Genomic DNA, 26,646 nt, shown 5'->3' with positions numbered 1-26,646 from the left:
CTCGGGCAACCCAGCCAGGTTCCGGGGACGCAGGGTCGTCCCGAAGCGGCGCCTGATCACAGGATCGCCGGGGGCGGACAGTCCCGCGGCACGAGGTCGATCCCGTCATCACAAATCTTGACTTTTGCCGCACTTGCACGCGCGGCCGCTCTCTGGCTTTTTGGGGCACCCATCCGAGCGGACTGATTCGCATCATACCGCTCGATTGCAATACCCCCCAAGACAGTCTGCGGGTGGTCGTGAAGCGCGCAATTGGCAAAGGAGAAAGCGGCATGGCCGAGTTCAAGAAGCCCGAGATCTCCGAGATGAGACCCAAGATCACCGTGATCGGCGTTGGCGGCGGAGGTGGGAATGCCGTCAACAACATGATCGCGGAGCAGCTTCAGGGCACCGAGTTCATCGCCGCCAACACCGACGCCCAGGCGCTTGCGATGTCGAAGGCAACGAGGCTGATCCAGCTTGGTGCTCATGTCACCGAGGGGCTGGGTGCCGGATCGCTTCCCGAGATCGGCCGCGCCGCCGCCGAGGAATCGCTTGACGAGATCATGGACCATCTCCAGGGCACGCACATGTGTTTCGTCACCGCCGGCATGGGCGGCGGCACGGGAACCGGAGCCGCTCCGATCATCGCGCATGCGGCGCGCAAGGCCGGCATCCTGACCGTGGGTGTCGTCACCAAGCCGTTCGCGTTCGAGGGCAAGCGGCGCATGCAGATGGCCGAGGAAGGCATCGCGCGGCTTCGCGAGAGCGCCGACACCGTAATCGTCATCCCGAACCAGAACCTGTTCAGGATCGCCGATGCCAAGACCACCTTTGCCGACGCTTTCGTCATCGCCGACCGGGTGCTTTATTCCGGTGTCGGCTGCATTACCGACCTGATCGTCAAGGAAGGCCTGATCAATCTCGACTTCGCCGACGTGAAATCGGTGATGCGGGGCATGGGCCGCGCGATGATGGGTACGGGCGAGGCGTCCGGCGAAAGCCGGGCCATCAAGGCAGCGGAAGCGGCAATCGCCAATCCGCTTCTGGATGAGGCGTCGATGAAGGGCGCAAAGGGCGTTCTGGTCTCTATATCAGGCGGCCGCGACATGACCCTGTTCGAGGTCGATGAAGCCGCCACCCGCATACGCGAAGAGGTCTACGAGGATGCCGACATTATCGTCGGCGCCATCTTCGACAAGAATCTGGAAGGCAAGTTCAGGGTGTCGGTCGTGGCGACCGGGCTCGATCGCCCGTTTGAGGCGGGGGACGCCAACGCCGAGTTCACGGGCGACCGTTCAGGCCAGGCGCCGTCGCGGATACTGCAGTAGGGCGTATTCGATCCGAACGCCGTCCGGCAAAACTCGTGTTCCGCGCATTGCCCGTAGCGTGCCGGGCGAGGGGACGATCCCCCGGGTCGGCCGCATCGCTGCGGCTTCGCGATCAATGCCGGTGGCAAAACGCGGCTCTTCTTCGCAGCGGCGTCATCGCGGTTTGCGTGCTGAGCAGCTTGGCCCCGGACCTTTGACAACGCAGTCAGCCTTATCGTGCAACGACCATGCGGCAATCGGATCTCCGCCCGAGCCGCTGCCTGAATCCGCATAGCCGCACGCTTTCCTGCGCGAAGCATAAGCGCCTTTTCTCTTCTGGCTGCCCGCTGTCATTCCTGACTGGCGCTGCTCATATGGCCGGCTGCCCTGCACTTTGCTCCCCACACGACTGTCGTTGAACAGCCCGAAGGCTGTTTCAAGCCTCGCGCATGGCTGGGCGCTTGACTCCGGGGATGTCTTGTGAAAAATTTTGCATGAGCTGATAAAAATATCAAAGGGCGGAAATGGTCGGATTTGGCAACGGGCTCTTGCGCGACGATGAAACCAGCATGGCGGCGCGTGCCGCATGGCTTCATTACGCCGGCGGCCTGACCCAGTCCGAAGTTGCCAAGCGGCTGGGACTGACCAGCCTCAAGGCCCATCGCCTCATCACCAAGGCCAACCAGGAAGGGCTGGTGAAGGTCTATATCGACGGCGAAGTGTCGGAATGCGTCGAGCTCGAGGACGAACTGTCCCGGCGCTACGGCCTCGATTATTGCGAGGTGGTTCCCGATTTCGATTCGGAAGATCTGCCGCTCAAGGCGCTCGGAATTGCCGGCGCGCAATTTCTCAAGCGCGAGATCGAACGTGGCGAGGAAGCGCTGATCGGCGTCGGCCATGGCCGCACGCTGGCCGCTTGCGTGGAATATCTGCCGCGCACCTCGACCGACAAGATCCGCTTCGTCTCGCTGCTCGGCGGCCTGACGCGGAAATTCTCGGCCAACCCGCATGATGTCATCCACCGCCTCGCCGAACGCACAGGCGCCGAAGCCTACGTCATGCCGGTGCCGATGTTCGCCAATACCGCGGAGGACCGGCTCGTGCTGCTCGGGCAGAAGGGCGTCAGCGAGGTCTTCGATTTTGCGAAATCGGCCGACCTGCTGCTTGCCGGCATCGGCACCGCCGAACGCGAGGCGTCGCTGGTCGCCACCGGCATGATCGAAAAGGGCGAGATGGAGGAGATCCGCCGCAACGGCGGCGTCGGCGAATTGCTCGGCCATTTCTTCGATGATGCCGGCAATGCGGTGGCGACGACCGTTTCCAACCGGGCGCTGGCGCTGGCCAGGGAGGATATCAGCAATCGCCGGATTGTCGCCGTCGCCGGCGGCAAGGTGAAGGTTCGTGCCATCAAGTCGGTGCTGGAGGGCCGCTATCTCAGGGGCCTGATAACCGACGAGCGGACGGCGCGATCGCTCGTGGGAGAGACGCCGGTCGGGTAGCCGGCAACCGTTCAGTTGAAACTACCCTGTGGAGGAGAAGACGAAATGCATGAGAAAGAGAAAGACCTCATTGACGCCTTCCTGCGCGGACAAGTCGACCGTCGCGGGCTGATCAAGGGACTGGGTGCGATGGGCCTTGCCGCGGGTACCGCCGGCACGCTGCTCAATCTGGGCCAGACCCGAGCGCTTGCCGCGGACTTCGACTGGAAGGCGCACAAGGGCAAGACCATCAAGCTCTTGCTCAACAAGCATCCTTACGCCGACGCGATGATCGCCGATCTCGAGAACTTCAAGCAGCTGACCGGCATGAACGTCGTCTATGACGTGTTCCCGGAAGACGTCTATTTCGACAAGGTCACCGCCGCGCTGTCGGCGAGCTCGCCCGAATACGATGCCTTCATGACCGGCGCCTACATGACCTGGACCTATGGTCCGGCCGGCTGGATCACCGACCTCAACGAATGGATCAAGGACCCGGCCAAGACCAACCCGAACTATGCCTGGGACGACTTCCTGCCCGGCGTCAAGAATTCCTGCGCATGGAATGGCAAGCCGGGCGGCGCGCTGGGTTCGGACGACGCCAAGCAGTGGTGCATTCCGTGGGGCTTCGAGCAGAACAACATCACCTACAACAAGGCCATGTTCGACAAGGCCGGCGTCACCATTCCCGGCAACATGGACGAGATGGTTGCCGCGGCGGCCAAGCTCACCAAGGATGTCGGTGGCGGCGTCTACGGCATCGGCGTGCGTGGCTCGCGCTCCTGGGCGACGATCCATCCCGGCTTCCTGTCGGCCTACGCCAATTTTGACCAGAAGGACCTCAATGTCTCGGCTGACGGCAAATTGTCGGCCGCGATGAACACCGCCGAGTCCAAGGCTTTCCACAAGCAGTGGGTTCAGATGATCCAGGAGAGCGGCCCCAAGGACTGGTCGACCTACACCTGGTATCAGGTCGGCACCGATCTCGGCGCCGGCGCCTCGGCGATGATCTTCGACGCCGATATCCTCGGCTACTTCATGAATGGCGGCGACAACAAGATGGCCGGCAAGCTCGCCTTTGCAAGCTTCAAGGCCAATCCGGCGGCCAAGGCGGCGACGCCCAACATCTGGATCTGGTCGCTGGCAATGTCCAATTTCTCGAAGGACAAGGACGCCACCTGGTACTTCATGCAATGGGCCTCCGGTCCGGAGCACGGGCTGTTCGGCGCCACCAAGATGGACTTCGTCAATCCGGTCCGCCAGTCGGTCTGGAAGGACGAGATGTTCCGCGACAAGCTGAATAAGAGCTATCCGGGCTATGTCGAGATGTTCGACGCCTCGGCGCCGGGCGCCAGCATCAAGTTCACGGCGCAGCCGCTGTTCTTCGATCTCACCACCGAATGGGCGGCGACGCTGCAGAAGATGGTGGCCAAGGAAGTGCCGGTCGACGAGGGTCTCGACAAGTTGGCCGAGAGCATCGACGGCCAGCTCAAGGAAGCCGGCCTCGGCTAGGCCAAGGCCCAGGGGCTGGCTCGCCGCGGCAGGCCAGTCCCGACCCGACTTTCACGACTGCGACGCGGCGCCTGGAGCATCGGGCCCAAAAGTGGACTCCGGTTTTGGGAAAAACCGATGCTCGAAAAAAGCGCCGCCAATTCGCCCACCGGCCGCCTGGCTCCCTTGGGCGGCCGGCCGGGCGAGCCAACAGGATCATGGAGCAGCGGATGACTGCCGCAACAACACAAAGGGCCGGGCCGTCCGGCTTCAGGATCAGCAAGAGGGTATTGCCCTACGTGCTCAGCCTGCCGGCCTTGCTGGTCTGCATCGGCATCCTCATCCCATTCCTGACCTCGGTCGTCTATTCGTTCCAGCGCTACCGCCTGAGCCAGCCCTGGGCACGGCAGTTCAACTGGGGCGACAACTACATCTCCTTCTTCACCGACCCGAAGTTCTGGAACACGCTCAAGGTCTCGCTGCTCTATGCGGGCACCACGGTCGTACTGGAGCTGCTTCTCGGTCTCGCCATCGCCATGCTGCTGCAGAAGCGCTCGACGCTGAACAATTTCATCTCGATCATGCTGTTGATGCCGCTGATGACGGCGCCGGCGCTGGCCGCGCTGATGTGGAAGCTGATGACCAATCCCGGCTTCGGTGTGCTGAGTTATCTCGCCAGCCTGATCGGGCTGCAGGATTTCCGCTGGGCCTCGTCGCCGTCGACGGCGCTTTTCACCGTCGTGCTGGTCGATATCTGGGTCTACACGCCCTTCATCATGATCCTCCTGCTGGCCGGCCTGCGCAGCCTGCCGACGCAGCCTTTCGAGGCCGCGGCACTCGACGGCGTGCCGAGGAGCTTCGTGTTCTTCCGCATCACCTTGCCGATGCTGACGCCCTACATACTGACGGCGACGCTGTTCCGCCTGCTCGACTCCATCCAGCAGTTCGACATCATCTACGCGATGACGCAGGGCGGGCCTGGCGATACGCTGACGGTGTTCCAGGTCGAGGCCTATCTGAACTTCTTCCAGTCGACCAATGTCGGCCGCTCGGCGGCGCTGATGATCATCCTGTGGGCGATCACCTATTTCCTCTCCAACATCTTCATCAAGAACTGGCTGCGGCTGCGCGAACGCGCCCGCGGCCAGGCATAGGAGGCGGACATGGAACACACCTCCCTGCTCGAACGCATCCTGCGCGGCGCGGCACTGACGCTGGTCGTGATCTTCTTCATGTTCCCGATCGCCTGGATCTTCATGATGTCGTTCCAGACCAACGAAACCATCCTGCGCATTCCGCCGCAGTTGATCTTCGAGCCGACGCTGGCCAACTACACCGCGCTGATTACCGGCAAGCTGGTGACGGCGGCCGGCACGCTCGACATCGCCTTCATGCGCAACCTGTGGAATTCGGTGTTCCTGTCGGTCACCTCGGTTGCGGTCTCCCTGCTGCTCGGCGTCCCGGCGGCTTACGCCTTCGCGCGGCACAAGTTCCGCGGTTCGGAGGACATCGCCTTCACGCTGCTGTCGTTCAAGTTCGCGCCGGCGCTGCTGGTGCTCTTGCCGCTCACCCTCTATTTCCAGAAGCTTGGATTGGCCAACACCTATATCGGGCTGATCTGGGTCTACCAGCTGATCTGCCTGCCGCTGATCCTGTGGATCGTGCGCGGCTATTTCGAGGACATTCCGGCCGACATCGAATATGCCTACCGCATCGGCGGCCATTCCTGGTTCGCCACCTTCCGCAAGATCGCGCTGCCGCTTGCCGGCCCGGGCATCGCCGCCGCCGGTCTGCTCGCGTTCATCTTTGCCTGGAACAACTTCGTCTTCGCGCTGGTGTTGGCCTCGGCCGACAAGCAGCCGGTGACGGTCGGTGCGCTCGCCTTCATCACCTCCTCGGGCATCCAGTATGGCCAGATTTCGGCGGCCATCGTGTTGTCGATCACGCCGACGCTGGCGCTCGCCCTTTATGCGCAGCGCTATCTCGTCGAAGGTCTGTCGCTCGGCGCGGTGAAAGGATAGAAATGGCCAGCCTCGAACTCAGAAACGTCGTCAAGCGCTACAAGAGCCAGACCGTTCTCGACAATCTGTCCCTGACCGTCGCCGACGGCGAGACCCTTGTCCTGTTCGGCCCCTCCGGCGCCGGCAAGACCGTGCTGCTGCGCCTTGTCGCCGGCGTCATCGATCCGGATGAGGGCAAGATATTCATCGGCGGCGACGACATGACCGATGTCGATGCGGAGTTCCGCGGCATCGGCATGGCTTTCCAGAATTTCGCCTTGTTTCCGCATATGACCGCGTTCGACAACATCGCGACGCCGCTGGAGGCCAAGCGATCATCGCAAAGCGCGATCAAGGCCGGCGTCGAGAGCGTCGCCAAGCTGTTGAAGATCGCCCATGTGCTCAGCCACAAGCCGCGCGCGCTCTCCAACGGCCAGAAGCAGCGCACGGCGCTTGCCCGCGCGCTGGTCGGTTCGCCGCCGCTGCTCCTGCTCGACGATCCCTTGCGCAATGTCGACGCCAAGCTGCGCTTCGAGATGCGCCTCGAACTGCCGAGGCTGCTCGCCGATCGCGGCGCGACCGTCGTCTACGTCACCCAGGACTACAAGGAAGCCATGGCGCTCGGCGACCGCATCGCGGTGATGTCGCAAGGCGTCATCAGGCAGCTCGGCACGCCAGAGCAGATCTACCGCGAGCCGGCCAATATCGAGATCGCGCGACTGTTCGGCGACCCCACCATCAACCTGCTCGACGTCAAGCCCGCGCAGGATACCAGGGGGATCTATGTCGGCCTGTCCAACGTCCAGGTCCATCTGGCCGGTGCCTACGAGACGGCGGTCGGCCGCGACTGCGTGATCGGCCTGCGGCCGGAAGCCTTGAGCTTCGTCGAGGAGGGGGCGCCCGGCGCCATTCCCGTGACCGTAGAGGCCGAGACGCCGCTCAACGAAAAGATCGTCACGCTGGTGCGCACCGTGCGCGGCCGTGAAATTCTGGTCTCGCGCCCGGCCGGAACGCCGGGCCGCAGCGAGGGCAAGGCCCACATCTCCGTCGACAGCAAGAGCGCCTTGTTGTTCGACCACGCCAGCGGCGAGCGCATCGGTTCCAAGAACGTCGTCGTTTTGCGCAACGGAGAAGCGGCATGAGCCCGAGCGCACTCACCATTTCCGGCGTCGACAAGTTCTATGGCCCGATCGACCGGGGCGTTCACGCCGTCCAGAACCTGACGATGGAAATCGGCAAGGGCGAGATCGTGGCGCTGCTCGGCTCGTCGGGCTGCGGCAAGACCTCGACGCTGCGCATGATCGCCGGCTTCGAGGAGGTCTCGCGGGGCGCGATCTCGGTCGGCGGCCGCCAGGTTCACACCTTGCCGCCGGTCAGGCGCAACGTGGCGATGGCGTTCGAGGGCTATTCGCTCTATCCGCCGCTGACCGTGCGCGAGAACATGGCGTTCGCGCTCAAGGCGGCAAGGTTGCCGAAGAGCGAGGTCGACGCCAAGGTCGCCAGCATCGCCAAGCTGCTCGAGATCGAGGACATACTGGAGCGCTACCCCAGCTCCATCTCCGGCGGCCAGCAGCAGCGCGCCAGCCTCGGCCGGGCACTGATCCGGGAGGCCGATCTGCATCTGCTCGACGAGCCGATGGGTCAGCTCGAACCGCAGCTGCGTGCCGTGCTGCGCGGCCGCATCAAGCACTTCATCAAGGAACGCGGCCTGACCGCGATCCTGGTCACCCACGACCAGACCGAGGCCAACGCGCTGGCCGACCGTATCGCGGTGATGGAGGGCGGCGTGCTGCAGCAGTTCGACACGTCGGACAGGATCAAGGAGCGCCCGGCGAACCTGTTCACCGGCACCTTTGTCGGCGAGCCGCCGATGAACGTCTTCGAGGCTTATGTCGGCGCGACCGCCGGCCGCATCAATCTGCGGCTGCCGGATGGGCTCTCGCTCGACTACGACAAGGACGCCTTCAGCGCTGCGGTTCGCGACCAGCTGCTCAGCCGCGAACGGGTCGTCATCGGCATCAGGCCCTACGCGGTGCGGCGCTCGAAGGAGGGTGTTCCGGCCAGGGTTTCGGCCAATCAGTGGCTCGGCGACCAGACCCACATAGCGGCGGACTTTGCCGGCGGCTCGCTGGTTCTGGTCGAACATGACCGCACCCGCCTGGACCTGGGTGCGCCTATCAATGTCAGCATCGATCCGAAGAACCTGCACGTCTTCGACCAGGCGAGCGGCAAGGCCATCTCGCACGGCATGGAGCTTGCGTGATGCGGGATGTCCTGATCGGCCTCGACGCCGGCACCTCCGTCATCAAGTCCATCGCCTTCGACACCGCTGGCCGGCAGATTGCCGCCGCCGCGCTGCCGAACCACTACGAGACGCTGCCGGGCGGTGGCGCCGAACAGGATCTGGCGCGCACATGGAGCGATGCCGCCGCGACCTTGCGCCAGCTCGCCGACAAGGTGCCCGACCTCGCCAACCGAACCGTCGCGATCGCGGTCACCGGGCAAGGCGACGGCACGTGGCTGATCGACGGCAAGGGCGAACCGGTGGCCAAGGGCTGGCTCTGGCTCGATGCGCGCGCCGCCGGTGTCGTCGAGGAGATGCGCGCGCGGCCCGAGGACCGGCTCCGCTTCGAAAGGACCGGCACCGGCCTTGCCGCCTGCCAGCAGGGCTCGCAGTTCGTGTTCATGAAGCGCAACATGCCAGAGATGCTGGCCAAGGCCGCGACGGCCTTCCATTGCAAGGACTGGCTCTATTTCAAACTGACCGGCGAACGCGCAACCGATCCGTCGGAGGGAACCTTCACCTTCGGTGATTTCCACACCCGCGACTATTGCGACGACGTCCTCGACGTGCTCGGCGTCGCCGATCTCAGGCATCTGCTGCCGCCGGTCGTCGACGGCACCAGGCACAGCACCGGACTGTCGCAGGCGGCGGCCGACGCCACCGGGATGCTCGCCGGTACTCCGGTGGTGCTCGGCTATGTCGACGTCGTTTGCACCGCGCTCGGCGCCGGCTTGCTGGATCGCAAGCGCAAGCCCGGCTGCTCGATCATCGGCTCTACCGGCATGCATATGCGGCTGGCCGAAACCCCCGACGACGTGCAGCTCAACCAGGCGGCAACCGGCTACACGATGGCGATGCCGGCGCCCGGCGTGTTCGCGCAGATGCAGTCGAACATGGCGGCAACGCTCAACATCGACTGGGTGCTTGGGCTGGCCTCCGGAATTCTCGCCTCGCAAGGCATCACCCGCAGCAATGGCGAGATGATCGCGCTGGTCGACACCTGGATTGCGGCCTCGCAGCCGGCTTCGCTGCTCTATCAGCCCTACGTGTCCGAGGCCGGCGAGCGCGGGCCGTTCGTCGATGCCAATGCCAGGGCGGGGTTCGTCGGCATTTCCTCGCGGCACGGCTATGCCGACCTCGTCCGCGCGGTCTTCGAGGGGCTGGCCTTCGCGGCGCGCGATTGCTACGCGGCCATGGGGCCGCTGCCTCGTGAGGTTCGCCTGACCGGTGGCGCCGCCCGAAGCCCGGCGCTGCGCAAGATTCTTGGTGCCGCGGTCGGCGCCGATATTCGCACGAGCGAGCGCGAGGAGGCCGGTGCCGCGGGTGCGGCGATGATCGCCGCGGTCTGCGTCGGCCAATACGCATCGATGGATGATTGCGTCGGCGAATGGGTGACGCCCCTGCTTGGCGAGGCGGAGCCAAGCGACCGCAGCCTCGCCGCGATCTACGACAGGATGACCCCATCCTACATGTTGGCGCATGAGGCGCTACGGCCTGTCTGGCGCGCCATGGCTGCATCGAAGGCAAATTGAGAAGTCGAGTATGCCCAGGAAAATAGCGATCATTGGCGACCATTTCATGCTTCCGGACGTGTTTCGCGCCGAAATCGAGAAGGCCGCGAGCGGCGGCCTCGACATCCGCACACTGCAGACGGCATGGCCCGACGAACCGATGGAATTCGGCAATGCGGCGCTCGGCCTCGACAAGATCAAGGAGTATTTCGGCCACCCCGACGAGATCGTCGATTTCATCGGCGATGCCGAAATCCTCGTCACCCAGCTTGCTCCGCTGTCGGACGGCATGATGCGGCGCCTGCCGGCGCTCAAGCTGGTCGCGGTATCGCGCGGCGGCCCCATCAACATCGACATGGGCGCGGCCAGGACTCACGGCATTACCGTGGTCAATGTGCCTGGCCGCAACGCGACCGCCGTGGCCGAGTTCACCATCGGCGCCATCCTGGCCGAGACGCGGCTGATCCGGGTCGGCCACGAGGCCTTGCGCAAGGGCGAATGGCGTGGCGACCTCTACCGTGCCGACCGCACCGGCCGCGAACTCGGCGAGATGACCGTCGGCGTCATCGGCTATGGCAATATCGGCACGAAAGTGGTCCGTCTGCTGCGCGCCTTCGGTTGCCACGTCCTCGTTTGCGACCCCTATGTGCAGTTGAGCGCCGACGACCGCAATGCCGGCGTCGAGCTCGTCGCGCTGGACGATCTCCTGTCCCGTGCCGATGTGGTCACGCTGCATCCCCGGGTGACCGAGGAGACACGCGGCATGATCGGCAAGGACACCATCGCGCGGATGAAGCCGGGGGTAATTCTCATCAACACTGCGCGGGGACCGCTGGTCGACTATGACGCGCTCTACGAGGCGCTTGTTTCGGGACAGATCGCCAGCGCCATGCTGGAGACCTTCGCGATCGAGCCGGTGCCCGCCGAATGGCCTTTGCTGCAGCTTCCCAACGTGACGCTGACGCCGCACATCGCCGGCGCCTCGGTGCGCACCGTGACCTACGCCGCCGAGCAGGCCGCCGAAGAGGTACGCCGCTATATCGCCGGCCTGCCTCCGGTCAATCCGTGCTGAAAGCGGCGGCCATGACCCACAAATTCGGCATCGAGGCCACGGCGGGATGAACGACGGCTCTGAAATCGTCGACCTCTTTGTCGTCGGTGGCGGCATCAACGGTGCGGGCATTGCACGCGACGCCGCCGGGCGCGGGCTTTCCGTCATCCTGTGCGAAAAGGACGATCTGGCCGAAGGCACCAGCTCGAGATCGGGCAAGCTCGTCCATGGTGGCCTGCGCTATCTCGAATATTACGAATTCCGCCTGGTGCGCGAGGCGCTGATCGAGCGCGAGGTGCTGCTGGAATCGGCGCCGCACATCATCTGGCCGATGCGCTTCGTGCTGCCGCACAGCCCGGACGACCGGCCGGCATGGCTGGTCCGGCTCGGCCTGTTCCTCTACGACCATCTCGGCGGCCGCAAGCGGCTGCCGCCGACCCGCACGCTGAACCTGCACACCGCGCCCGAGGGCGCGCCGATCAGGGACGCCTTCAAGCGCGGTTTCGAATATTCCGACTGCTGGGTCGACGATGCCCGCCTTGTGCTCATCAACGCGCTCGATGCGCGCGAGCGTGGCGCCAGCATATTCACCCGAACCGCCTGCACCGCCGCCCGCCGCGAAGATGGCCTGTGGTCTGTCGAAACGCACGACGTCCGAACCGGCATCAGGACGACGGTGCGGGCACGCGCCCTGGTCAACGCAGCCGGTCCCTGGGTCAACGACATCATCAATCGCGTGGCGGGCCAGAACTCCAAACGCAACGTCAGGCTGGTCAAGGGCAGCCACATCGTCGTGCCCAAATTCTGGGAAGGCCGCCAGGCCTATCTCGTCCAGAACAGCGACAAGCGTGTGATCTTCATCAATCCCTACCAGAACGATCTGGCGCTGATCGGCACCACCGACATTCCCTATGATGGCAGGCCCGAAGACGTCGCGGCGGATGCGAGCGAGATCGATTACCTGATCAAGGTGGTCAACCGCTATTTCAAGCGCGGGCTCGTGCGGGACGATGTCGTCTACAGCTTTTCCGGCGTCAGGCCGCTCTACGACGACAATGCCGACAACCCGAGCGCGGTGACCCGCGACTATATCTTCGAGCTCGACGCGCCGTCCGGAGCGGCGCCGCTGCTCTCCGTGTTCGGCGGCAAGATCACCACCTTCCGCAAACTGGCCGAGCATGCGCTGGACAAAATTGCTCCGTTCTTTCCCCGGATGGGCAAGCCCTGGACAGCGAAGGCACATCTGCCAGGCGGTGACATCGCCAATGCCGATTTCGACCGCTTTCTCGGCGAGCTCGGACGCGACTATCCGTGGATGCCGGCATCGCTGATCGATCACTACGGCCGGCTCTACGGGACCAGGACACGTCTTGTGGTCGGCAACGCCAGATCGCTCGCCGAACTGGGGCGACGCTTCGGCACGGATTTCTTCGAGCGCGAGGCCAGCTACCTGTTCGAACAGGAATGGGCGATGACATCAGCCGATATTCTCGAACGGCGCACCAAGCACGGCCTGCATCTTTCCACCGAGGAAAGGTCGGCTTTCGAGGACTGGTGCGCAAGCCGGCTGGCGAGGGCGGGCTGATGGCGGGCTTCGGTTCCGGCTCCACGGAATTCCGGATGTTGCGCTCCTTTTCAGCCAGCATCGGCGCCGATCCGTTGCTGGTCCAGGGCGCCGGCGGCAACACCTCCATCAAGCAGGATGGCGTGTTGTGGATCAAGGCTTCCGGCACCTGGCTGATGAACGCGCTGACCGGCGACATCATGGTACCGGTCGCGCTGGAGCCGTTGCTCGACGCTTTGGCGCATCGCAGCGACGCCGCCGAGAAGGCCGGGCAATTCACGCTTGAGGAGCTCAATCCCCGGCGGCTGCGGCCTTCCATCGAGACGACGGTGCATGCGCTCATGCGGCAGAAGATCGTCGTCCATGTCCATTGTGTCGAGACGATCTCGATCGCCGTCCAGGCCAATGCGGAGGCCTTGCTGGAAGAGCGCCTGCGCGGTCTTGATTGGGCGTACGTGCCTTATCGCAGGCCGGGCCTGCCGCTGGCGCAGGCCATAGCCGAGCGCCTGAAACCCGCGACCAACGTACTCGTTCTCGGCAATCACGGGCTGGTGGTCGCCGCGGACACGGTTGCCGAAGCGGCCTTGCTGCTGCAGCGGGTGACCGGATTGCTCGCTCGCTCGCCACGGCCGGCGCCGGCGCCCGACATCGACGCGCTGCTCAGGCTTGCCATCGGCAGCGACTACCGGCTTCCCGCCTCGACTGCTGCGCATAGCGTCGCGACCGATCTCGCCAGTTGCCGGATCGCCGCTTCGGGCAGCCTCTATCCGGATCATGTGATCTTCCTCGGGGTTGGATCGACGATCGCCGGTCCGGACGAGAATGCAGCGGCCGTCGTGACCCGGAGCGCCGTCGCTCCCATGTCCATTCTGTTTCCGGGCAAGGGCGTCCTGATGCGACGCGACGCCAATGCCGGCGCCGAAGCAATGGCGCGATGCCTGGCCGATGTCGCCGCGCGCGTCGATGGCTCGGTGCGCCTCAACTATCTGAGCCCGAAGGACAATGCCGAACTCCTGAACTGGGACGCCGAAAAATATCGCCAGGAACTCAACCGCACCGGGGTGACGCTGCAATGATGGTATTCGTCGCCTCGATCCCACGGCAACGCTGAGAAGGGGAGCGGTCTTGGCGTTTACGCTCTCCCTCAACACCAATCCGCTGGTCAACCGCTTTGCCGAGCCGGACGATCTGATCGACACCATTGCCTATGACATCGGCATCAGGGACGTGCAGCTTACGCATGAGTTCATCAATCCCGGTTGGCCGGCGGCGACAATCTCGAAGTTCGTACGCCTGTTCCGCGGCGCGCTGGATCGTACCGGCGTGCGCATCACCTCGGGCATGACGGGCCCCTATGGCCGGCTCAATCATTTCGGCCATCCCGACGCCGACGTGCGCCGCTACTATGTCGACTGGTTCAAGACCTTTGCCGACATCTCGGCGGAACTCGGCGCCGGCGGCATGGGCACGCAATTCGCCATCTTCACCCACAGGGACTATGACGACCCCGAGCGCCGCGTGCGGCTGTTCGATATCGCGCTGGAATGCTGGCGCGACGTCGCCGAGCATGCCAGGGCCGCGGGCCTGACCTACCTGTTCTGGGAGCCGATGTCGGTCGGACGCGAATTCGGCCACACCATCGACAACTGCCGGGCGCTGCAGAATGCGATCGACGCGGCCGGCATGGCCATTCCGCTGGAGATGATGGTCGACATCGACCATGGCGACGTGACCTCCAGCAACCCGGATGACATCGACCCCTATGCCTGGGCCAAAGCCTTTCCCAGGCGGTCGCCGATCATCCATATCAAGCAGTCGTCGATGAACAAGGGCGGCCATTGGCCATTCACCGCCACCCACAACCGGGACGGTCGCATCACACCTGAAAAGTTTCTCGAGACGGTTCGGCGCGGCGGCGGCACCGATAACGAGATTTGTCTCGAACTGTCGTTTCGCGAGCGCGAGCCGGTCGACCACCAGGTCGTCGCCATGATCCGCGAGTCGGTCGACTACTGGGCGCCCTTCATCGAAACCGGCAGGGCCGGTCTTCTGCCAAGGGCCGGATAAAGATCGGGCAGGAGCCGATGCGGCTCCTGCCCGATGAAACGCGGTCAAATTTTGATCGGGCGGAACTCAGCCGAATTTCGGATCGAGACTGCCCGACTTGTAGCGCTTGGCCATTTCCGAGACCGGCAGCGGCTTGATCTTCGGCGCGTTGCCGGCGGTGCCGAATTGCTCGAAGCGCTCCTTGCACAGCTTCCGCATCGCCGCCATGGCCGGCGTCAGGTACTTGCGCGGGTCGAATTCGCTCGGGTTCTCGGTCAGCACCTTGCGGATCGCACCGGTCAGCGCCATGCGGTTGTCGGTGTCGATGTTGATCTTGCGCACGCCATGCTTGATGCCGCGCTGGATCTCTTCCACCGGCACGCCCCAGGTCGGCTTCATCTGGCCGCCATATTTGTTGATGATCTCCTGCAGATCCTCCGGCACCGAGGACGAGCCGTGCATGACCAGATGCATGTTGGGCAAGCGGCGGTGTATCTCTTCGATGACATTCATCGCCAGCACCGCGCCGTCCGGCTTGCGCGAGAATTTGTAGGCACCGTGGCTGGTGCCCATGGCCACCGCCAGCGCATCGACATGCGTATCGCGCACGAACTGTTCGGCCTGAACGGGATCGGTCAGCAACTGGTCGTGGCTGACGGTGCCTTCGACGCCGTGGCCGTCTTCCTGCTCGCCGCCGCCCATTTCGAGCGAACCGAGCACGCCGATCTCGCCTTCCACCGACACGCCGCCCCAATGCGCCATGTCGACGACGCGCTTGGTGATGCCGGAATTGTAGGAATAGTCGGCCGGCGTCTTGCCGTCTTCCTTGAGCGACCCGTCCATCATGACAGAGGTGAAGCCGTGCTGGATCGCGGTGACACAGGTGGCTTCGTTGTTGCCATGGTCGAGATGCATGCAGACCGGGATGTCGGGATGGATCTCGACCAGCGCGTCGATCAGCTTGGCCAGCACCACGTCATTGGCATAGGCGCGCGCGCCGCGGCTCGCCTGCAGGATTACAGGTGATTTGGTCTCCTCCGCCGCCTCCATGATGGCAAGGCCTTGTTCCATGTTGTTCATGTTGAAGGCGGGCACGCCATAGCCGTATTCGGCGGCGTGATCGAGCAATTGTCTCAGTGTGATGCGAGCCAACGATTAGTCTCCCGTATCTGGTTTCAAGCCTGTGGTTGCGGACTGTCCGCGCATCGTTCAGCCCACCGATGCTTCTGGCCGGATTTCCGGACAACCGCAACCGTCAGAGGGCGCTCCGATAGCAATTCTTGTTACAGCGCTGCCATTAAAACGAAACGAATATCCCAAGAGAATAACACATTATCACAAATTTTTTGATGTGAATGAGCCGTTTGGTGTTATATTGCAGCCAACGTGAGGCCTTGCCCGGCCCGCGCAAGGAAATCGAGGAATGAAGAGCGACAGCCGCCGGCAAGGCATCATGGATCTGCTGATGGACGCCGGAACGGCGAGCGTCGACGACCTTGCATCGCGCTTCGGCGTGTCGAAGATGACCGTCCACCGCGATCTCGACGAGCTCGAGGAGAGCGGCTTCCTGCGCAAGGTGCGCGGCGGTGCCTCGATCCAGCCCAGCGGCCTCTTCGAAAGCGATTTCCGCTATCGGCAGAAACAGGCGACCGAGGAAAAGCAACGCTTGGCGGCAGCAGCGGTGGCGATGATCGAACCCGGCCAGACGGTGATCATCGATGATGGCTCGACGGCGGGAGGCATTGCCGGCCGTCTCTCGGATTTGCGCCCGCTGACCGTGATCACCAACAATCTGGCCGTCATCGAGGAGCTGTCCGGGGTAGGCGGGATCAACCTCATTGCGCTTGGCGGCCTCTACAGCAAGAAATTCCACGGCTTCTTCGGCCTGCTTGCCGAGGACACGCTGAAATCGCTGCGCGCCGATGTCGCCTTCCTGTCGTCGTCCGCCATCCACGGCGCTTCCGCCTTCCACCAGGACCAGGAAGTGGTTCAGACCAAACGCCTGATGATGGCCGCCGCTGCCCGCAAATATCTGCTGGTCGATCACGGCAAGTTCGGCCGCACGGCCCTGCATTTCCTCACCGACCTCAAGGCGTTCGACGCGGTCTTCACCGGTCGTGAGCTCGAGCCGGGGTTGCGCGAGGCGCTGGATGCCGCCGGTGTTTCGCTGACTTTGGTCGACAAACACTAGGGAGTGCGCGTGGTTTACTGGGTTGGCACAAGTTGGAAGATGAACAAGACGCTTGCCGAGGCGCTGGCGTTCGCCGAGATATTGGCCGGATTCATCCCCGGTTTCGACGATCGCATCCAGCCTTTCATCATCCCGCCCTTCACGGCGGTCCGCGAGGTCAGGCAGGCGCTGTCGCGGACGCGGATCAAGGTCGGGGCGCAAAACATGCACTGGGCCGATGCCGGCGCCTGGACCGGCGAAATCTCGCCGGTGATGCTGAGGGACTGCGACCTCGATCTGGTCGAGCTCGGCCACAGCGAACGGCGCGAGCACTTTGGCGAGACCGACCGTACTGTCGGTCTCAAGACCGCCGCGGCTATCAAGCACGGGCTGGTGCCACTGATCTGCGTCGGCGAGACATTGGCGGAACGCGAAAGTGGGCAGGCGGATGCGGTACTGACGGAGCAGGTGCGGGGTGCGCTGCAATTCCTCGAGGGCGAGGCGAAGGGCGCGAAAATCCTGTTCGCCTACGAACCGGTCTGGGCGATCGGCGACAAGGGCATTCCGGCCAGCTCCGACTATGCCGACAAACAGCAGGCGCTGATCAAGACCGTTGCAGGCGATCTGCTGCCGTCCGTGCCGCCGGTGCTCTATGGCGGCAGCGTCAATCCCGGCAATGCCGCCGAGCTGATCGGCCAGCCCAATGTCGATGGCTTGTTCATCGGCCGCTCCGCCTGGCAGGCGGAAGGCTACATCGACATCCTCAAGCGCGCCTCGGCGGCGATCTGAACCAATCGAGATATCATTCAGTCAAGGAAGGACACGACCATGAAAATAGCCATTGGAGCCGACAGCGCCGGCAAGCCGCTGCTCGATGTCATCGCCGCGCATCTTGCCACCAAGCCTGGCATCACCGTCAGCGATCTCAGCCAGGCCGGCTACTATGCCGACCTGTCGCAGAACCTCGCCCGGACGATCGTCGACGGCAAGAACGATCGCGGCATCCTGTTCTGCGGTACCGGCATCGGTGTTTCGATCTCGGCCAACAAGGTGCCCGGCATTCGCGCCGCGCTTACCCACGACACCTATTCGGCCGAGCGTGCGGCGAAATCCAACAACGCCCAGATCATCACCATGGGCGCCCGCGTCATCGGCCCGGAACTGGCCAAGGCGATCGTCGATGCCTGGCTGGCGTCGGAATTCGACGAGAACGGGCCTTCGGCCGGCAATGTCCAGGCGATCAACAGGCTCGATGGAGCGAAGGCCTAAGCCAGGCTCTTCTTCATCGCCGCGATGACCGTCACGGCCGACGCCGCACCAGGATCGATGTGGCCGAGCGAGCGTTCGCCCAATCGCGAGGAGCGGCCCTTCTGCGCGATCATGTCCTTGGTCGCCTCCGCGCCGCGTTCGGCCGCGGCAAGTGCTGCTTCGAGACTTTCGGACAGCGTCTTGCCGGCTGCATTGGCTGCGGCGGCCGCTTCGGCCGCAGGCTGCCAGGCATCGATCATCGTCTTTTCGCCAAGCTCCGCCTTGCCGCGATCCTTGATGCCTTGTGCCAGGGCCTGGAACAGGGCGTTGAAGTCCGCATCCGCCAGCGTCGCCTTGCCCTTGACGGCGGAAGCCGCGCGCATGAAGGCCGTCGCGTAGAGCGGGCCTGACGAGGCGCCGACGGCATTGAGGAAAGATTTCGCCGCCGTGTTGAGCAGCGCCGTCGGCTCGGTCGTCGCTAGGTCGAGCGATGCCAGCGCGTCGTGCACCGCGCCGAAGCCGAGCGCCATCGCTATGCCGTGGTCGGCGTCGCCAATGACACCGTCGAGCTGGCAGAGCCGGCCCTTGTCGGCCTCTATCGCGCCCGCGATGGCGTCGAACATTCTTTTCAGGTCGGCAGCGTCGATGGTCACGGGATCGCTCTTTCGTCAGCCGGCACGGAACATCGCGCAGTCGCAGGGATGGTCGAGCATGGTCTGCAGCTCGTCGTCGAGATGCATCAGTGTCACCGAGGCGCCGGCCATTTCCAGCGACGTGCAGTAATTGCCGACCCAGGTCGCGTGGATGGAAACACCGACTGCGTCGAGACGCTGCCTGATCCGGCGGTTCATGATGTAGAGCTCCATCAGTGGCGTCGAGCCGAGCGAGTTGACCAGCACCGCGACCTTGTCGCCACGCGACGGTGCCATCTCGGCGAAAATCTTGTCCAGCATCTCGTCCGTGATCTCGTCGGCGGTTTTGAGCTTGCCGCGAGCGATGCCGGGCTCGCCATGGATGCCCATGCCGATCTCCATCTCGTCCGCGCCGATCTCGAAATTCGGCCGCCGGGTCTGCGGCAGCGAGCAGGGCGACAGCGCCACGCCCATGGTGAAGGTGTGGTCGTTGGCCTTGCGCGCGATACGCTCGCATTCGTCGAAGGAGAGCATCCGGTCGCAGGCAGCACCGGCCGCCTTGAAGATGAAGAAATTGCCGGCGACGCCGCGGCGCTTCTGCCGCTGGTCGCGCGGTGCCGAGGCGACGTCGTCGGTGGTCAGCACCGTGCGCACCTCGATGTCGTCCATCGCCGCCATCTCGGCCGCCATGTCGAAGTTCATCACGTCGCCGGCATAGTTGCCGTACATGAACAAGACGCCAGCGCCGCCGCTGACCGCCTTGGCGCATTCGAGGATCGGATCGGGAGGCGGCGAGGCGAAGACATTGCCGATGGCCGCCGCGTCCGCCAGTCCCTTGCCGACAAAGCCGAGGAAGGTCGGCTCGTGGCCCGAGCCGCCGCCGATGACGAGCCCGACCTTGCCGGGCCGCGGCCCGTCGCGGGCGATGATCGAGCGCGTGCTGCCGTCCGCGCTCTTGAGATGGCGAGGATGCGCGGCCAGGATCCCTTCGAGCATCTCCTCGACGGCGCGGTTGCCGTCATTGATGATCTTCTTGGTCTGCACCGGCATCCTCCCGATTTCGGCATTTTCCGAGATACTACAGGCTGTTACCGGGATTTCCACCCGGCGAAGCGTATTTCAGGCCATGACGCGTTCCCGCGCGGCCAGGATCTGGACACAGGCGTCGGCAGCTTCCTTGCCCTTGACGGTGAAGTGCTCGAAGAAGAAGCGGTGATGCTCGGTGCTGTCGTGGTAATTGTGCGGCGTCAGCACAGCCGAAAGCACCGGCACGCCGGTCGACAGCTGCACGTTCATCATGCCGTCGATCACCGCGCTGGCGACGAACTCGTGCCGGTAGATGCCGCCATTGACGACAAAGGCGGTGCCCAGAATCGCGGCATAGCGGCCGGTCTGCGCCAAGGTCTGGGCGTGCAGCGGAATCTCGTAGGCGCCGGGCACATCGAAGACATCGATGGCAAAGCGTCCGTCGCCAAGCGCGGAAAGCTCCGCCTCGAAGGCTTGCACGCACTGGTCGACGATATCGGCATGCCAGCGCGCGCGAATGACGGCGATGCGGGTCGTTTCATAGTCTTTATGGGAATGCTGATTCATGGGTCCATCCTTCCGTTTCGAACCAGAATCAGGACGCACGATACGAAATGCGACCCACCAAGGCGGGCCGTCTTTCGTTTCGTTCTCTTCCATCCGGACTGTAACCGTCGGCTCCGGAATCACACCGGATCTGCTGACCTTTCCGATTGTGCCGGAAAGCGCTCGCGGGCTCGGGCCTGCCGCATGACCCGAAGGTATCATGCACACAAGGTGTCCTTACCGCCGGTGGGGACTTTCACCCCGCCCTGAGAACATTAACGCCGTTTGTATGAAAGGGCAGGGCGCTGCTGTCAACCGGACGAAAGGCTGCTGGCCAATCACGTTCTGTCGACTGGAGCAACTCCGTGAAACGGCGATTCACTCTTGTGCGTGCGCCACGCCGCTGCCGAAGCGGCAACCAGCATCAGCAATGCTGCAACCGCCGCGCAGGCCGCAAAACCGAAGGTAGAATAGAGCGGTCCGAAGGCGGTGGTGCCGACAAAGACCGCCAGATAGGTCACCGCGCTGTTCAGGCCCATGATCGTGCCGCGTCGCGACGGGTCGAGTGCAGACAGGCGCATCACCAGGACGTTCAGTCCGAAATGGTTGGCGAGTCCCCAGACCGCCACCATGGCTATGGTCGGGCCGAAGCTGTCGCTGGTCGCGGCGAGCGCGACATAGACGGTGGCGACCAGAAGATAGGCGAACGGCATGACTCGCCGCGCGCCAAGCCGATCGATCACGCCGTCGAGGAGAGCTGCCGTGCCGAAGCCGACGCCATAGGCGAGGGCGGCCCATCCGTTGGCGCTCACGGGCCTCCCCAATCCACTGTGAAGGTGATCGCCGAGATAGCCATAGACACCGTAGAAGGCGGTCATGAAGGCGGCGCAGGCGACGAGGAGCGGCACGATGCCGGGAATGCCGAGCGCGGCCAGCGGCGTCGGTGCGGGGCCGCTCTTCCTGACGTCGCTCAGTGACGACAGCGTGAGACCGGCCAATGCCAGGGTTGCGAGGAGCGCGACGGCCGCGAAAACCGCACGCCAATGGACGAGGTCGGCAAGCACGGCCGACAGCGAAACACCGGCGACCATGCTCAAGGTCCAGCCGGTCAGCACGACGCCGATGGTGCCGCTTTCGCGTCCAGGCGGCGCGATCGCCGCCGAACTCGCATAGATCGCCGGCATGGCAATACCGGCGGCGATGCCGGCGAGCAGTTGTGCCGTAACCAGCATCGTCACTGTCGGCGCCGCGGCACTTGCGACGAGTGCGATCGCCAGCAGCAGCAAGGCGCCCTGCAGCATCCGGCGCGCGCCAATCCGGTCGATGTGGCGCGCCAGGAACAGGGCGCTTGCGGAGGTTCCGAGGCCGAACACGGCGGAGGCGATCATGACGACCGGCACGCTTGTCGCGAACGACGACGCCACGGCCGGTGCTATCGGGCCAAGGACGAGTGAGTTCGAGCCGATCACGGCGATGCATCCGGTCAGCAGATAGGCGAGGGCCGGGATGGGCGCCCTGGCGTTCGCGGCCAACATTGCTGCTTGATCACTGTTCGACATATGACCATAATGGCCGCATTGAGTTCTGCGGCAACCAGGAATCTCGATATGGATGAAGAAACAGATGACATTCTGCGGAACAAGCCAGCGGCCCGCGACGTCGACGCGATCGACCGAAAGATATTAGGCGTTCTGGTCGACGATGCGACGGTCAGCTATGCCGAACTCGGCGATCGTGTTTGCCTTTCGCCGCCAGCCGCCCATGAGCGCGTCAAGCGCCTTCGACGCAGCGGCGCCATCCGAAACACAGCCGTCATCATCGATCCCAAGGCGGTGAAGAAGCCGTTGCTCGCCTTTGTCCATATCGACACCAGGGGCTGGGGAAAGACACCGGAACTGATGGCGGTCTCGGAGTACCCCGAGGTCGAGGAGATCCACACCGTCGCCGGTGACACCTGCATGTTGCTCAAGGTCCGCACCGAAGACACGAGAGCGCTCGAAGGGCTGCTGGCGCGCCTCTACGAGACGCCCGGGGTCACCTCGACGCGCAGCTATGTGGTTCTGTCGACCTATCTCGAGCGGCCGGTGCAGCCCGGCGTCACCGCCAAGTGGCCGACGCCCAAGCACATGGCCGAGCCTCTGTACTAGAGCAATTACAGGAAAAGTGTGAAACGGTTTTCCGTCCGAAATTGCGAAAAAACAAAGAGTTAGAGCGGTTGGCCGTTTCCGTGAAACGGTGAACTGCTCTAGGGGGCGGAATAGAGCCAGCAGAGCGCTGGTGGAGCCAGCGCGCTACGCCCGCTCCGGGAACATCGCCTTCAGACCCTCGCGCGACGCCTTGGCGACGCCGCGTTCGGTGATCAGTCCGGTCACCAGCCGCGCCGGGGTCACGTCGAAGGCCGGGTTTGCCGCGGGCGTCGTCTCGGGCGATATGCGCACCTGGGCGATCTCGCCCTTGGCGGTCTTGCCCCACACCAGCGAGACCTCGTCGGCCGAGCGCTGCTCGATCGGGATCTCGGCCAGCCCGTCATGCACCGTCCAGTCGATGGTCGGCGACGGCAAGGCGACATAGAACGGCACGTCATTGTCGGCGGCGGCAAGCGCCTTCAGATAGGTGCCGATCTTGTTGCAGACATCGCCGTCGGCGGTGGTTCGGTCGGTGCCGACAATGACCATGTCGATCTCGCCGCGCTGCATCAGGTGGCCGCCGGCATTGTCGACGATCAGCGTGTGCGGCACGCCGTGACCGGCCATCTCCCAGGCGGTCAGCTGGGCGCCCTGGTTGCGCGGGCGCGTTTCGTCGACATAGACGTGGACCGGGATGCCGGCTTCGGTTGCCAGGTAGATCGGCGCCGTTGCGGTGCCATAGTCGACTGTGGCCAGCCAGCCGGCGTTGCAGTGGGTCAGGATGTTGACCGGCTCGCCCTTCTGCTTGCGCGCCGCGATGTCCCTGATGATGGCGAGGCCGTTGGCGCCGATGGCGCGGTTGAGGCCGACATCCTCGTCGGCGATCTCACTGGCGCGCCGATAGGCGGCTGCGGCGCGTTGTTCTGTTGGCAGCGGCCGCAGGAAACCCCGCATCTCATCGAGCGCCCAGCGCAGATTGATCGCGGTCGGGCGGGTCTCGTGCAGTGTTTCCCAAACGGCATCGAGCGCTACGTCCGACGGATCATCCGCCATCTGCATGGCGACGCCATAGGCGGCGGTGACGCCGATCAGCGGCGCGCCGCGCACCCACATGTCGCGGATGGCGGTGGCGATGCCGGCGACGGTGCCGATTGTCTCGATGCGGAAATCATGCGGCAGCCAGCGCTGGTCGATGATCTCCACCGAACGCCCGTCGTCGCTCAGCCAGATGGTCCGATAGTGGCGGTCGCCGACGTTCAAATGCTGCTCTCCTGTTCGATCAGCGTGGCCAGGGTGTTGACCTCGTCGATGCTGTGAATCTGGCGCCGGTTGACGGCGATGTGACGGCCGAACTTCAGCGCCTTCGCCTCACATGTGGCGCGCAGGTCCTCGTCGGCAATGGTCTCGAAATCGGCATTGTGGGCGAGGCCGAGGATGCGCCGGTGAACCTCGATGCCGGCAAAGCCGAGCAGATCGGTCCAGACCTGATGCAGCACGTGGTCGAGCGCCTGCTCGGCGCCCAGCCTGTCGCCCTGATCCTCGAACAGGCTCTTCTGGTAGAGCATGCCGGTGCGCTCGGTGCGCCACAGATGCGAGAACTCGGCGCGGAACACCGACCAGGTCTCGACGACGACGTCGAGCAGATAGGCGCGCATGGCATCGCGCTTGCCGTTCTGTTCATGTCCCCGTTGCGAGAAGAAGGACATCCAGAAATTGGCGAGCAGCATGCCGACATCGAAGGCCATCGGGCCGTAGAAGGCGAACTCCGGATCGATCATCCGCGTTTCGCTCTCTGTCACCATGATCGAGCCGGAATGCAGGTCGCCATGCAACAGCGTCTCGGCATTGGCGGCGAAGATATGCTTCAGCCGCTGCGCCTCGACCTTGAGATCTCGGTCGGCGCGCAGTTCGGCAACGAGGCCGTCGAGCTGCGGGCTGGTATGCCGGTTCATCCTGGCATCGAAATACGGGTCGGAGAACACCAGGTTCTCGGTGATGTCGCAGAGTTCGACATTGTCGGCGAACAGGGCCAGATCGGCCTTGCGGTCCTTGGCCGCCATCGAGAGGTCGGAGCCGCGAAACAGGGTGCGGGCCATGAACAGGCCGATATCCCTGGCGATATCAGGCAGCTGCCGGCCTTCGATCAGCGCCCGCCGCAGGATGACGTGCGGCGACAGATATTCCATGATGATCAGCGCCTGACCTTCATCGAAATGATAGATCGCCGGCACCGAGCCCGGCGCGCGCGCCTCCTGCCGGGTCAGCGCGTGATATTCGAAGAAGGAGCGCTTCAGCGGCAACGGCCAGCTGTCGCCGACCAGGCGGACATAGGGCAGGGCCTGCTTGACCACGGCGGCACCGCTGGCACCCTCGACGATGAACACCAGGTTCAGATTGCCGTCACCGACCTCGCGGACTTTCCAGCCTGTCGTGTCCTTGCCGATCTTCGCGCATAGCGCCTCGTTCGTGCCGAGGCGCGTTGAAAGCGTCTCCACCGACAGTGCTTCGAACGGCAATTTCCCGGTCATTCTTTTCCCTCCCGCCTATGCGCTCCGATCATAGGGGAGCCTTAGCGGCTGGGCCAAGCTAGGAAGCTGTCTGGCAATTGTCAATCGTGTTGACAATTGCCGACATAGACCATAGCGTCATGGTCAGGGAGGAACGCATGGTCGGCAGTGCCGTGTTCCGCGTAGAGGGACTGAGGAAATCCTTTGGCCAGAACGAGGTGCTTGGCGGCGTCTCGCTGGAGCTTCATGCCGGTGAAGTGACGGTGCTGATGGGCGCCAACGGCGCTGGCAAATCCACCCTCGTCAAGATCATCAGCGGCGTCTATGAGCGCGGCGGCGGCACGATGAGCCTCGCCGGCCATGACTTCGCGCCGAACACGCCGGCGGAGGCGATCCGCGCCGGCGTCGTCACCGTTCACCAGAACATCGATGACGGCGTCGTCGCCGATCTCGATGTCGCCACCAACCTGACACTCGACCGGCTGAGCGGCAGCGGCGCCCCGTTCCTGTTCAATCCGGCCCGGGTGCGCCGTGAGGCCAAGGCGGTTGCCGACCGCATGGGGTTGGCGATCGAACTGAAGGCTCGAGTGAGCGATCTTTCGCTGGCCGATCGCCAGATGGTGGCGATTGCCCGCGCCCTGGCGCATCAGCCGAAAGTGCTCATCCTCGACGAGCCGACCTCATCGCTGTCAAGCGCCGAGGCCGACCGGCTGTTTGCGCTGGTCGACAGGCTGCGTGAGCAAGGCGTGGCGATCCTCTACATCTCGCACCGCATGTCGGACATCCGGCGGCTTGCCGACCGCATCGTCTCGATGCGCGACGGGGTCATCTCAGGTGTTTTCGACAGGAAGCCGCTCGACTACGAAGGCGCGGTCAACGCCATGCTCGGCCGCAAGATCCATCTCGACCAGATCGTTGCCAGGAGTTCTGCCAAGGCGATCCTGACCCTCGACGGCCTGCGCATCGCGCCAGGCGCCAGGCCGATCTCGCTGACGCTCGGCGATGGCGAGGTCGTTGCCATTACCGGCCTCGTCGGGGTCGGCAAGACGGCGCTGGCCGAGACGCTGTTTGGTGTGCGCAAGCCGCTTGCCGGCACCATGACGATGAACGGCAAACCTTATGCGCCGGGCTCGGCGGGCGAGGCGATCGCCGCCGGCGTGTTCCTCGTCGCCAAGGATCGCGCCACCAGCGGCATCGTTGGAGGCTTCAACATCGAGCGCAATGTCAGCCTGCCGTTCCTCAGGCGAATGTCGAATCTAGGCGTTCTCAAGCGCCGGCTCGAACGCGCCACCGCGCGTCGGCAGATCGAGGAACTCGGCATCGTCTGTCGCTCAGAGAAGGATGAACTGGCGTCCCTCTCGGGCGGCAACCAGCAGAAGGTGATGGTCGCTCGCTGGATGGCGCAGGACGCAACGCTGTTCATCCTCGACGAGCCGTTTCAGGGCGTCGACATCTCGGCCAGGCGCGACATCGCCGCCAAGCTGAGGGCCAGCGCCAATGGCCGCGCGACGCTGCTGTTCGTCACCGAACTCGATGAGGCGCTGGAGACGGCCGACCGCATCCTGGTGATGTCGGAGCAGACCATCGTCGGTGAACATCGCAACGCCGAAGTCGATCTCGATCGCCTGCTGGCGGAGGTGGCCGGCGGGCCGTTGCACAGCGCGGCCTGAGCGTGGC

At 64.2% G+C, this 26,646-nt stretch carries 24 protein-coding genes and 1 riboswitch; of the genes, 17 read left to right on the top strand and 7 right to left on the bottom strand.

Features of this window, described 5'->3' with window-relative positions:
• The first annotated feature begins 272 nt into the window (after positions 1 to 272).
• From ftsZ to NR193_RS05770, 12 genes are all read left to right on the top strand, one after another.
• Positions 273 to 1,310, top strand: a complete 1,038-nt coding sequence (ftsZ, locus tag NR193_RS05825; protein WP_256749924.1) for a cell division protein FtsZ — start codon at positions 273 to 275, stop codon at positions 1,308 to 1,310.
• A gap of 503 nt (positions 1,311 to 1,813) precedes the next feature.
• Positions 1,814 to 2,788, top strand: a complete 975-nt coding sequence (locus NR193_RS05820; protein WP_256749923.1) for a sugar-binding transcriptional regulator — start codon at positions 1,814 to 1,816, stop codon at positions 2,786 to 2,788.
• Between the two features lie 45 nt (positions 2,789 to 2,833).
• Positions 2,834 to 4,279 carry an ABC transporter substrate-binding protein gene (locus NR193_RS05815; RefSeq protein WP_256749922.1) on the top strand — a complete coding sequence of 482 codons (1,446 nt, stop codon included), beginning with the start codon at positions 2,834 to 2,836 and terminating at the stop codon, positions 4,277 to 4,279.
• A 209-nt stretch (positions 4,280 to 4,488) separates the two neighbouring features.
• Entirely contained in the window at positions 4,489 to 5,412 is a 924-nt protein-coding gene (locus NR193_RS05810; protein ID WP_091576905.1) for a carbohydrate ABC transporter permease, read from the top strand.
• Between the two features lie 9 nt (positions 5,413 to 5,421).
• Entirely contained in the window at positions 5,422 to 6,279 is an 858-nt protein-coding gene (locus NR193_RS05805) for a carbohydrate ABC transporter permease (protein WP_256749921.1), read from the top strand.
• 2 nt (positions 6,280 to 6,281) lie between these two features.
• Positions 6,282 to 7,400, top strand: coding sequence for an ABC transporter ATP-binding protein (locus NR193_RS05800; protein ID WP_256749920.1), 1,119 nt, complete (start codon positions 6,282 to 6,284; stop codon positions 7,398 to 7,400).
• A complete protein-coding gene (locus NR193_RS05795) occupies positions 7,397 to 8,521 on the top strand; it encodes an ABC transporter ATP-binding protein (RefSeq protein ID WP_256749919.1) in 1,125 nt (374 codons plus the stop codon). The genes NR193_RS05800 and NR193_RS05795 overlap by 4 nt, the downstream gene beginning before the upstream one ends.
• Positions 8,521 to 10,074 carry an FGGY-family carbohydrate kinase gene (locus tag NR193_RS05790; RefSeq protein WP_256749918.1) on the top strand — a complete coding sequence of 518 codons (1,554 nt, stop codon included), beginning with the start codon at positions 8,521 to 8,523 and terminating at the stop codon, positions 10,072 to 10,074. The genes NR193_RS05795 and NR193_RS05790 overlap by 1 nt, the downstream gene beginning before the upstream one ends.
• A 10-nt stretch (positions 10,075 to 10,084) precedes the next feature.
• Complete coding sequence (locus NR193_RS05785) at positions 10,085 to 11,125, top strand: 2-hydroxyacid dehydrogenase (protein WP_256749917.1); 1,041 nt, start codon at positions 10,085 to 10,087, stop codon at positions 11,123 to 11,125.
• A gap of 46 nt (positions 11,126 to 11,171) precedes the next feature.
• Complete coding sequence (locus NR193_RS05780; RefSeq protein WP_256749916.1) at positions 11,172 to 12,689, top strand: glycerol-3-phosphate dehydrogenase; 1,518 nt, start codon at positions 11,172 to 11,174, stop codon at positions 12,687 to 12,689.
• The gene (locus NR193_RS05775) at positions 12,659 to 13,744 is read left to right on the top strand and encodes a class II aldolase (RefSeq protein ID WP_256749915.1); all 1,086 of its coding nucleotides are present in this window, start codon (positions 12,659 to 12,661) and stop codon (positions 13,742 to 13,744) included. Before NR193_RS05780 ends, NR193_RS05775 begins: the two co-directional genes overlap by 31 nt.
• A 49-nt stretch (positions 13,745 to 13,793) precedes the next feature.
• Positions 13,794 to 14,735, top strand: coding sequence for a sugar phosphate isomerase/epimerase (locus NR193_RS05770; RefSeq protein WP_256749914.1), 942 nt, complete (start codon positions 13,794 to 13,796; stop codon positions 14,733 to 14,735).
• Between the two features lie 66 nt (positions 14,736 to 14,801).
• Here NR193_RS05770 and fba read toward each other — a convergent pair whose 3' ends face one another.
• Positions 14,802 to 15,866, bottom strand: a complete 1,065-nt coding sequence (gene fba, locus NR193_RS05765) for a class II fructose-bisphosphate aldolase (protein WP_091576590.1) — start codon at positions 15,864 to 15,866, stop codon at positions 14,802 to 14,804.
• A 271-nt stretch (positions 15,867 to 16,137) separates the two neighbouring features.
• Between fba and NR193_RS05760 the strand changes: the two genes are divergently transcribed.
• The 3 genes from NR193_RS05760 to NR193_RS05750 are packed head-to-tail and all read left to right on the top strand — an operon-like array spanning position 16,138 to position 18,153.
• On the top strand, positions 16,138 to 16,905 hold the full coding sequence (locus NR193_RS05760) for a DeoR/GlpR family DNA-binding transcription regulator (RefSeq protein WP_256749913.1): 768 nt from the start codon (positions 16,138 to 16,140) through the stop codon (positions 16,903 to 16,905).
• Between the two features lie 9 nt (positions 16,906 to 16,914).
• Positions 16,915 to 17,673 carry a triose-phosphate isomerase gene (locus NR193_RS05755; protein ID WP_256749912.1) on the top strand — a complete coding sequence of 253 codons (759 nt, stop codon included), beginning with the start codon at positions 16,915 to 16,917 and terminating at the stop codon, positions 17,671 to 17,673.
• A 39-nt stretch (positions 17,674 to 17,712) separates the two neighbouring features.
• Positions 17,713 to 18,153, top strand: coding sequence for an RpiB/LacA/LacB family sugar-phosphate isomerase (locus NR193_RS05750; protein WP_256749911.1), 441 nt, complete (start codon positions 17,713 to 17,715; stop codon positions 18,151 to 18,153).
• Here NR193_RS05750 and dhaL read toward each other — a convergent pair.
• The 4 genes from dhaL to NR193_RS05730 all read right to left on the bottom strand — a co-directional run bounded on the left by dhaL (position 18,150) and on the right by NR193_RS05730 (position 21,895).
• On the bottom strand, positions 18,150 to 18,785 hold the full coding sequence (dhaL, locus tag NR193_RS05745; protein WP_256749910.1) for a dihydroxyacetone kinase subunit DhaL: 636 nt from the start codon (positions 18,783 to 18,785) through the stop codon (positions 18,150 to 18,152). The genes NR193_RS05750 and dhaL overlap by 4 nt on opposite strands.
• Positions 18,786 to 18,800: 15 nt before the next feature.
• Positions 18,801 to 19,808, bottom strand: a complete 1,008-nt coding sequence (locus NR193_RS05740; RefSeq protein ID WP_309145395.1) for a dihydroxyacetone kinase subunit DhaK — start codon at positions 19,806 to 19,808, stop codon at positions 18,801 to 18,803.
• Between the two features lie 75 nt (positions 19,809 to 19,883).
• Entirely contained in the window at positions 19,884 to 20,357 is a 474-nt protein-coding gene (locus NR193_RS05735) for a 6,7-dimethyl-8-ribityllumazine synthase (protein ID WP_256749908.1), read from the bottom strand.
• 77 nt (positions 20,358 to 20,434) lie between these two features.
• Positions 20,435 to 20,614: riboswitch (FMN riboswitch) on the bottom strand.
• A gap of 60 nt (positions 20,615 to 20,674) precedes the next feature.
• Positions 20,675 to 21,895, bottom strand: a complete 1,221-nt coding sequence (locus NR193_RS05730) for an MFS transporter (protein ID WP_256749907.1) — start codon at positions 21,893 to 21,895, stop codon at positions 20,675 to 20,677.
• 48 nt (positions 21,896 to 21,943) lie between these two features.
• On the opposite strand from NR193_RS05730, the gene NR193_RS05725 reads away from it, so the two are divergent.
• Positions 21,944 to 22,483: an Lrp/AsnC family transcriptional regulator gene (locus NR193_RS05725; RefSeq protein WP_256749906.1), complete on the top strand. Its 540-nt coding sequence runs from the start codon at positions 21,944 to 21,946 to the stop codon at positions 22,481 to 22,483.
• A gap of 144 nt (positions 22,484 to 22,627) precedes the next feature.
• On the opposite strand, the gene mtnA is transcribed toward NR193_RS05725, so the two are convergent.
• Together mtnA and mtnK are read right to left on the bottom strand one after the other, a co-directional pair.
• Positions 22,628 to 23,722 carry an S-methyl-5-thioribose-1-phosphate isomerase gene (gene mtnA, locus NR193_RS05720; RefSeq protein ID WP_256749905.1) on the bottom strand — a complete coding sequence of 365 codons (1,095 nt, stop codon included), beginning with the start codon at positions 23,720 to 23,722 and terminating at the stop codon, positions 22,628 to 22,630.
• Positions 23,719 to 24,990 carry an S-methyl-5-thioribose kinase gene (gene mtnK / locus NR193_RS05715; RefSeq protein WP_256749904.1) on the bottom strand — a complete coding sequence of 424 codons (1,272 nt, stop codon included), beginning with the start codon at positions 24,988 to 24,990 and terminating at the stop codon, positions 23,719 to 23,721. Before mtnK ends, mtnA begins: the two co-directional genes overlap by 4 nt.
• A gap of 137 nt (positions 24,991 to 25,127) precedes the next feature.
• Here mtnK and NR193_RS05710 point away from each other — a divergent pair, with 137 nt between their 5' ends.
• Entirely contained in the window at positions 25,128 to 26,639 is a 1,512-nt protein-coding gene (locus NR193_RS05710; protein WP_256749903.1) for a sugar ABC transporter ATP-binding protein, read from the top strand.
• The last annotated feature ends 7 nt before the right edge of the window (positions 26,640 to 26,646 follow it).

Origin of the sequence: Mesorhizobium sp. Mes31, assembly GCF_024519675.1 — a bacterium.
In the GTDB taxonomy this organism is placed as follows: domain Bacteria; phylum Pseudomonadota; class Alphaproteobacteria; order Rhizobiales; family Rhizobiaceae; genus Mesorhizobium.
This window is presented reverse-complemented; position numbering and strand designations above follow the sequence as displayed.

Bases quoted from the DNA above. Each gene is read 5' to 3' on its own strand.
- ftsZ (WP_256749924.1), top strand. From the start codon at position 273: ATGGCCGAGTTCAAGAAGCCCGAGATCTCCGAGATGAGACCCAAGATC.
- NR193_RS05820 (WP_256749923.1), top strand. From the start codon at position 1,814: ATGGTCGGATTTGGCAACGGGCTCTTGCGCGACGATGAAACCAGCATG.
- NR193_RS05815 (WP_256749922.1), top strand. From the start codon at position 2,834: ATGCATGAGAAAGAGAAAGACCTCATTGACGCCTTCCTGCGCGGACAA.
- NR193_RS05810 (WP_091576905.1), top strand. From the start codon at position 4,489: ATGACTGCCGCAACAACACAAAGGGCCGGGCCGTCCGGCTTCAGGATC.
- NR193_RS05805 (WP_256749921.1), top strand. From the start codon at position 5,422: ATGGAACACACCTCCCTGCTCGAACGCATCCTGCGCGGCGCGGCACTG.
- NR193_RS05800 (WP_256749920.1), top strand. From the start codon at position 6,282: ATGGCCAGCCTCGAACTCAGAAACGTCGTCAAGCGCTACAAGAGCCAG.
- NR193_RS05795 (WP_256749919.1), top strand. From the start codon at position 7,397: ATGAGCCCGAGCGCACTCACCATTTCCGGCGTCGACAAGTTCTATGGC.
- NR193_RS05790 (WP_256749918.1), top strand. From the start codon at position 8,521: ATGCGGGATGTCCTGATCGGCCTCGACGCCGGCACCTCCGTCATCAAG.
- NR193_RS05785 (WP_256749917.1), top strand. From the start codon at position 10,085: ATGCCCAGGAAAATAGCGATCATTGGCGACCATTTCATGCTTCCGGAC.
- NR193_RS05780 (WP_256749916.1), top strand. From the start codon at position 11,172: ATGAACGACGGCTCTGAAATCGTCGACCTCTTTGTCGTCGGTGGCGGC.
- NR193_RS05760 (WP_256749913.1), top strand. From the start codon at position 16,138: ATGAAGAGCGACAGCCGCCGGCAAGGCATCATGGATCTGCTGATGGAC.
- NR193_RS05750 (WP_256749911.1), top strand. From the start codon at position 17,713: ATGAAAATAGCCATTGGAGCCGACAGCGCCGGCAAGCCGCTGCTCGAT.
- NR193_RS05735 (WP_256749908.1), bottom strand. From the start codon at position 20,357: ATGAATCAGCATTCCCATAAAGACTATGAAACGACCCGCATCGCCGTC.
- NR193_RS05730 (WP_256749907.1), bottom strand. From the start codon at position 21,895: ATGTCGAACAGTGATCAAGCAGCAATGTTGGCCGCGAACGCCAGGGCG.
- NR193_RS05725 (WP_256749906.1), top strand. From the start codon at position 21,944: ATGGATGAAGAAACAGATGACATTCTGCGGAACAAGCCAGCGGCCCGC.
- mtnK (WP_256749904.1), bottom strand. From the start codon at position 24,990: ATGACCGGGAAATTGCCGTTCGAAGCACTGTCGGTGGAGACGCTTTCA.
- NR193_RS05710 (WP_256749903.1), top strand. From the start codon at position 25,128: ATGGTCGGCAGTGCCGTGTTCCGCGTAGAGGGACTGAGGAAATCCTTT.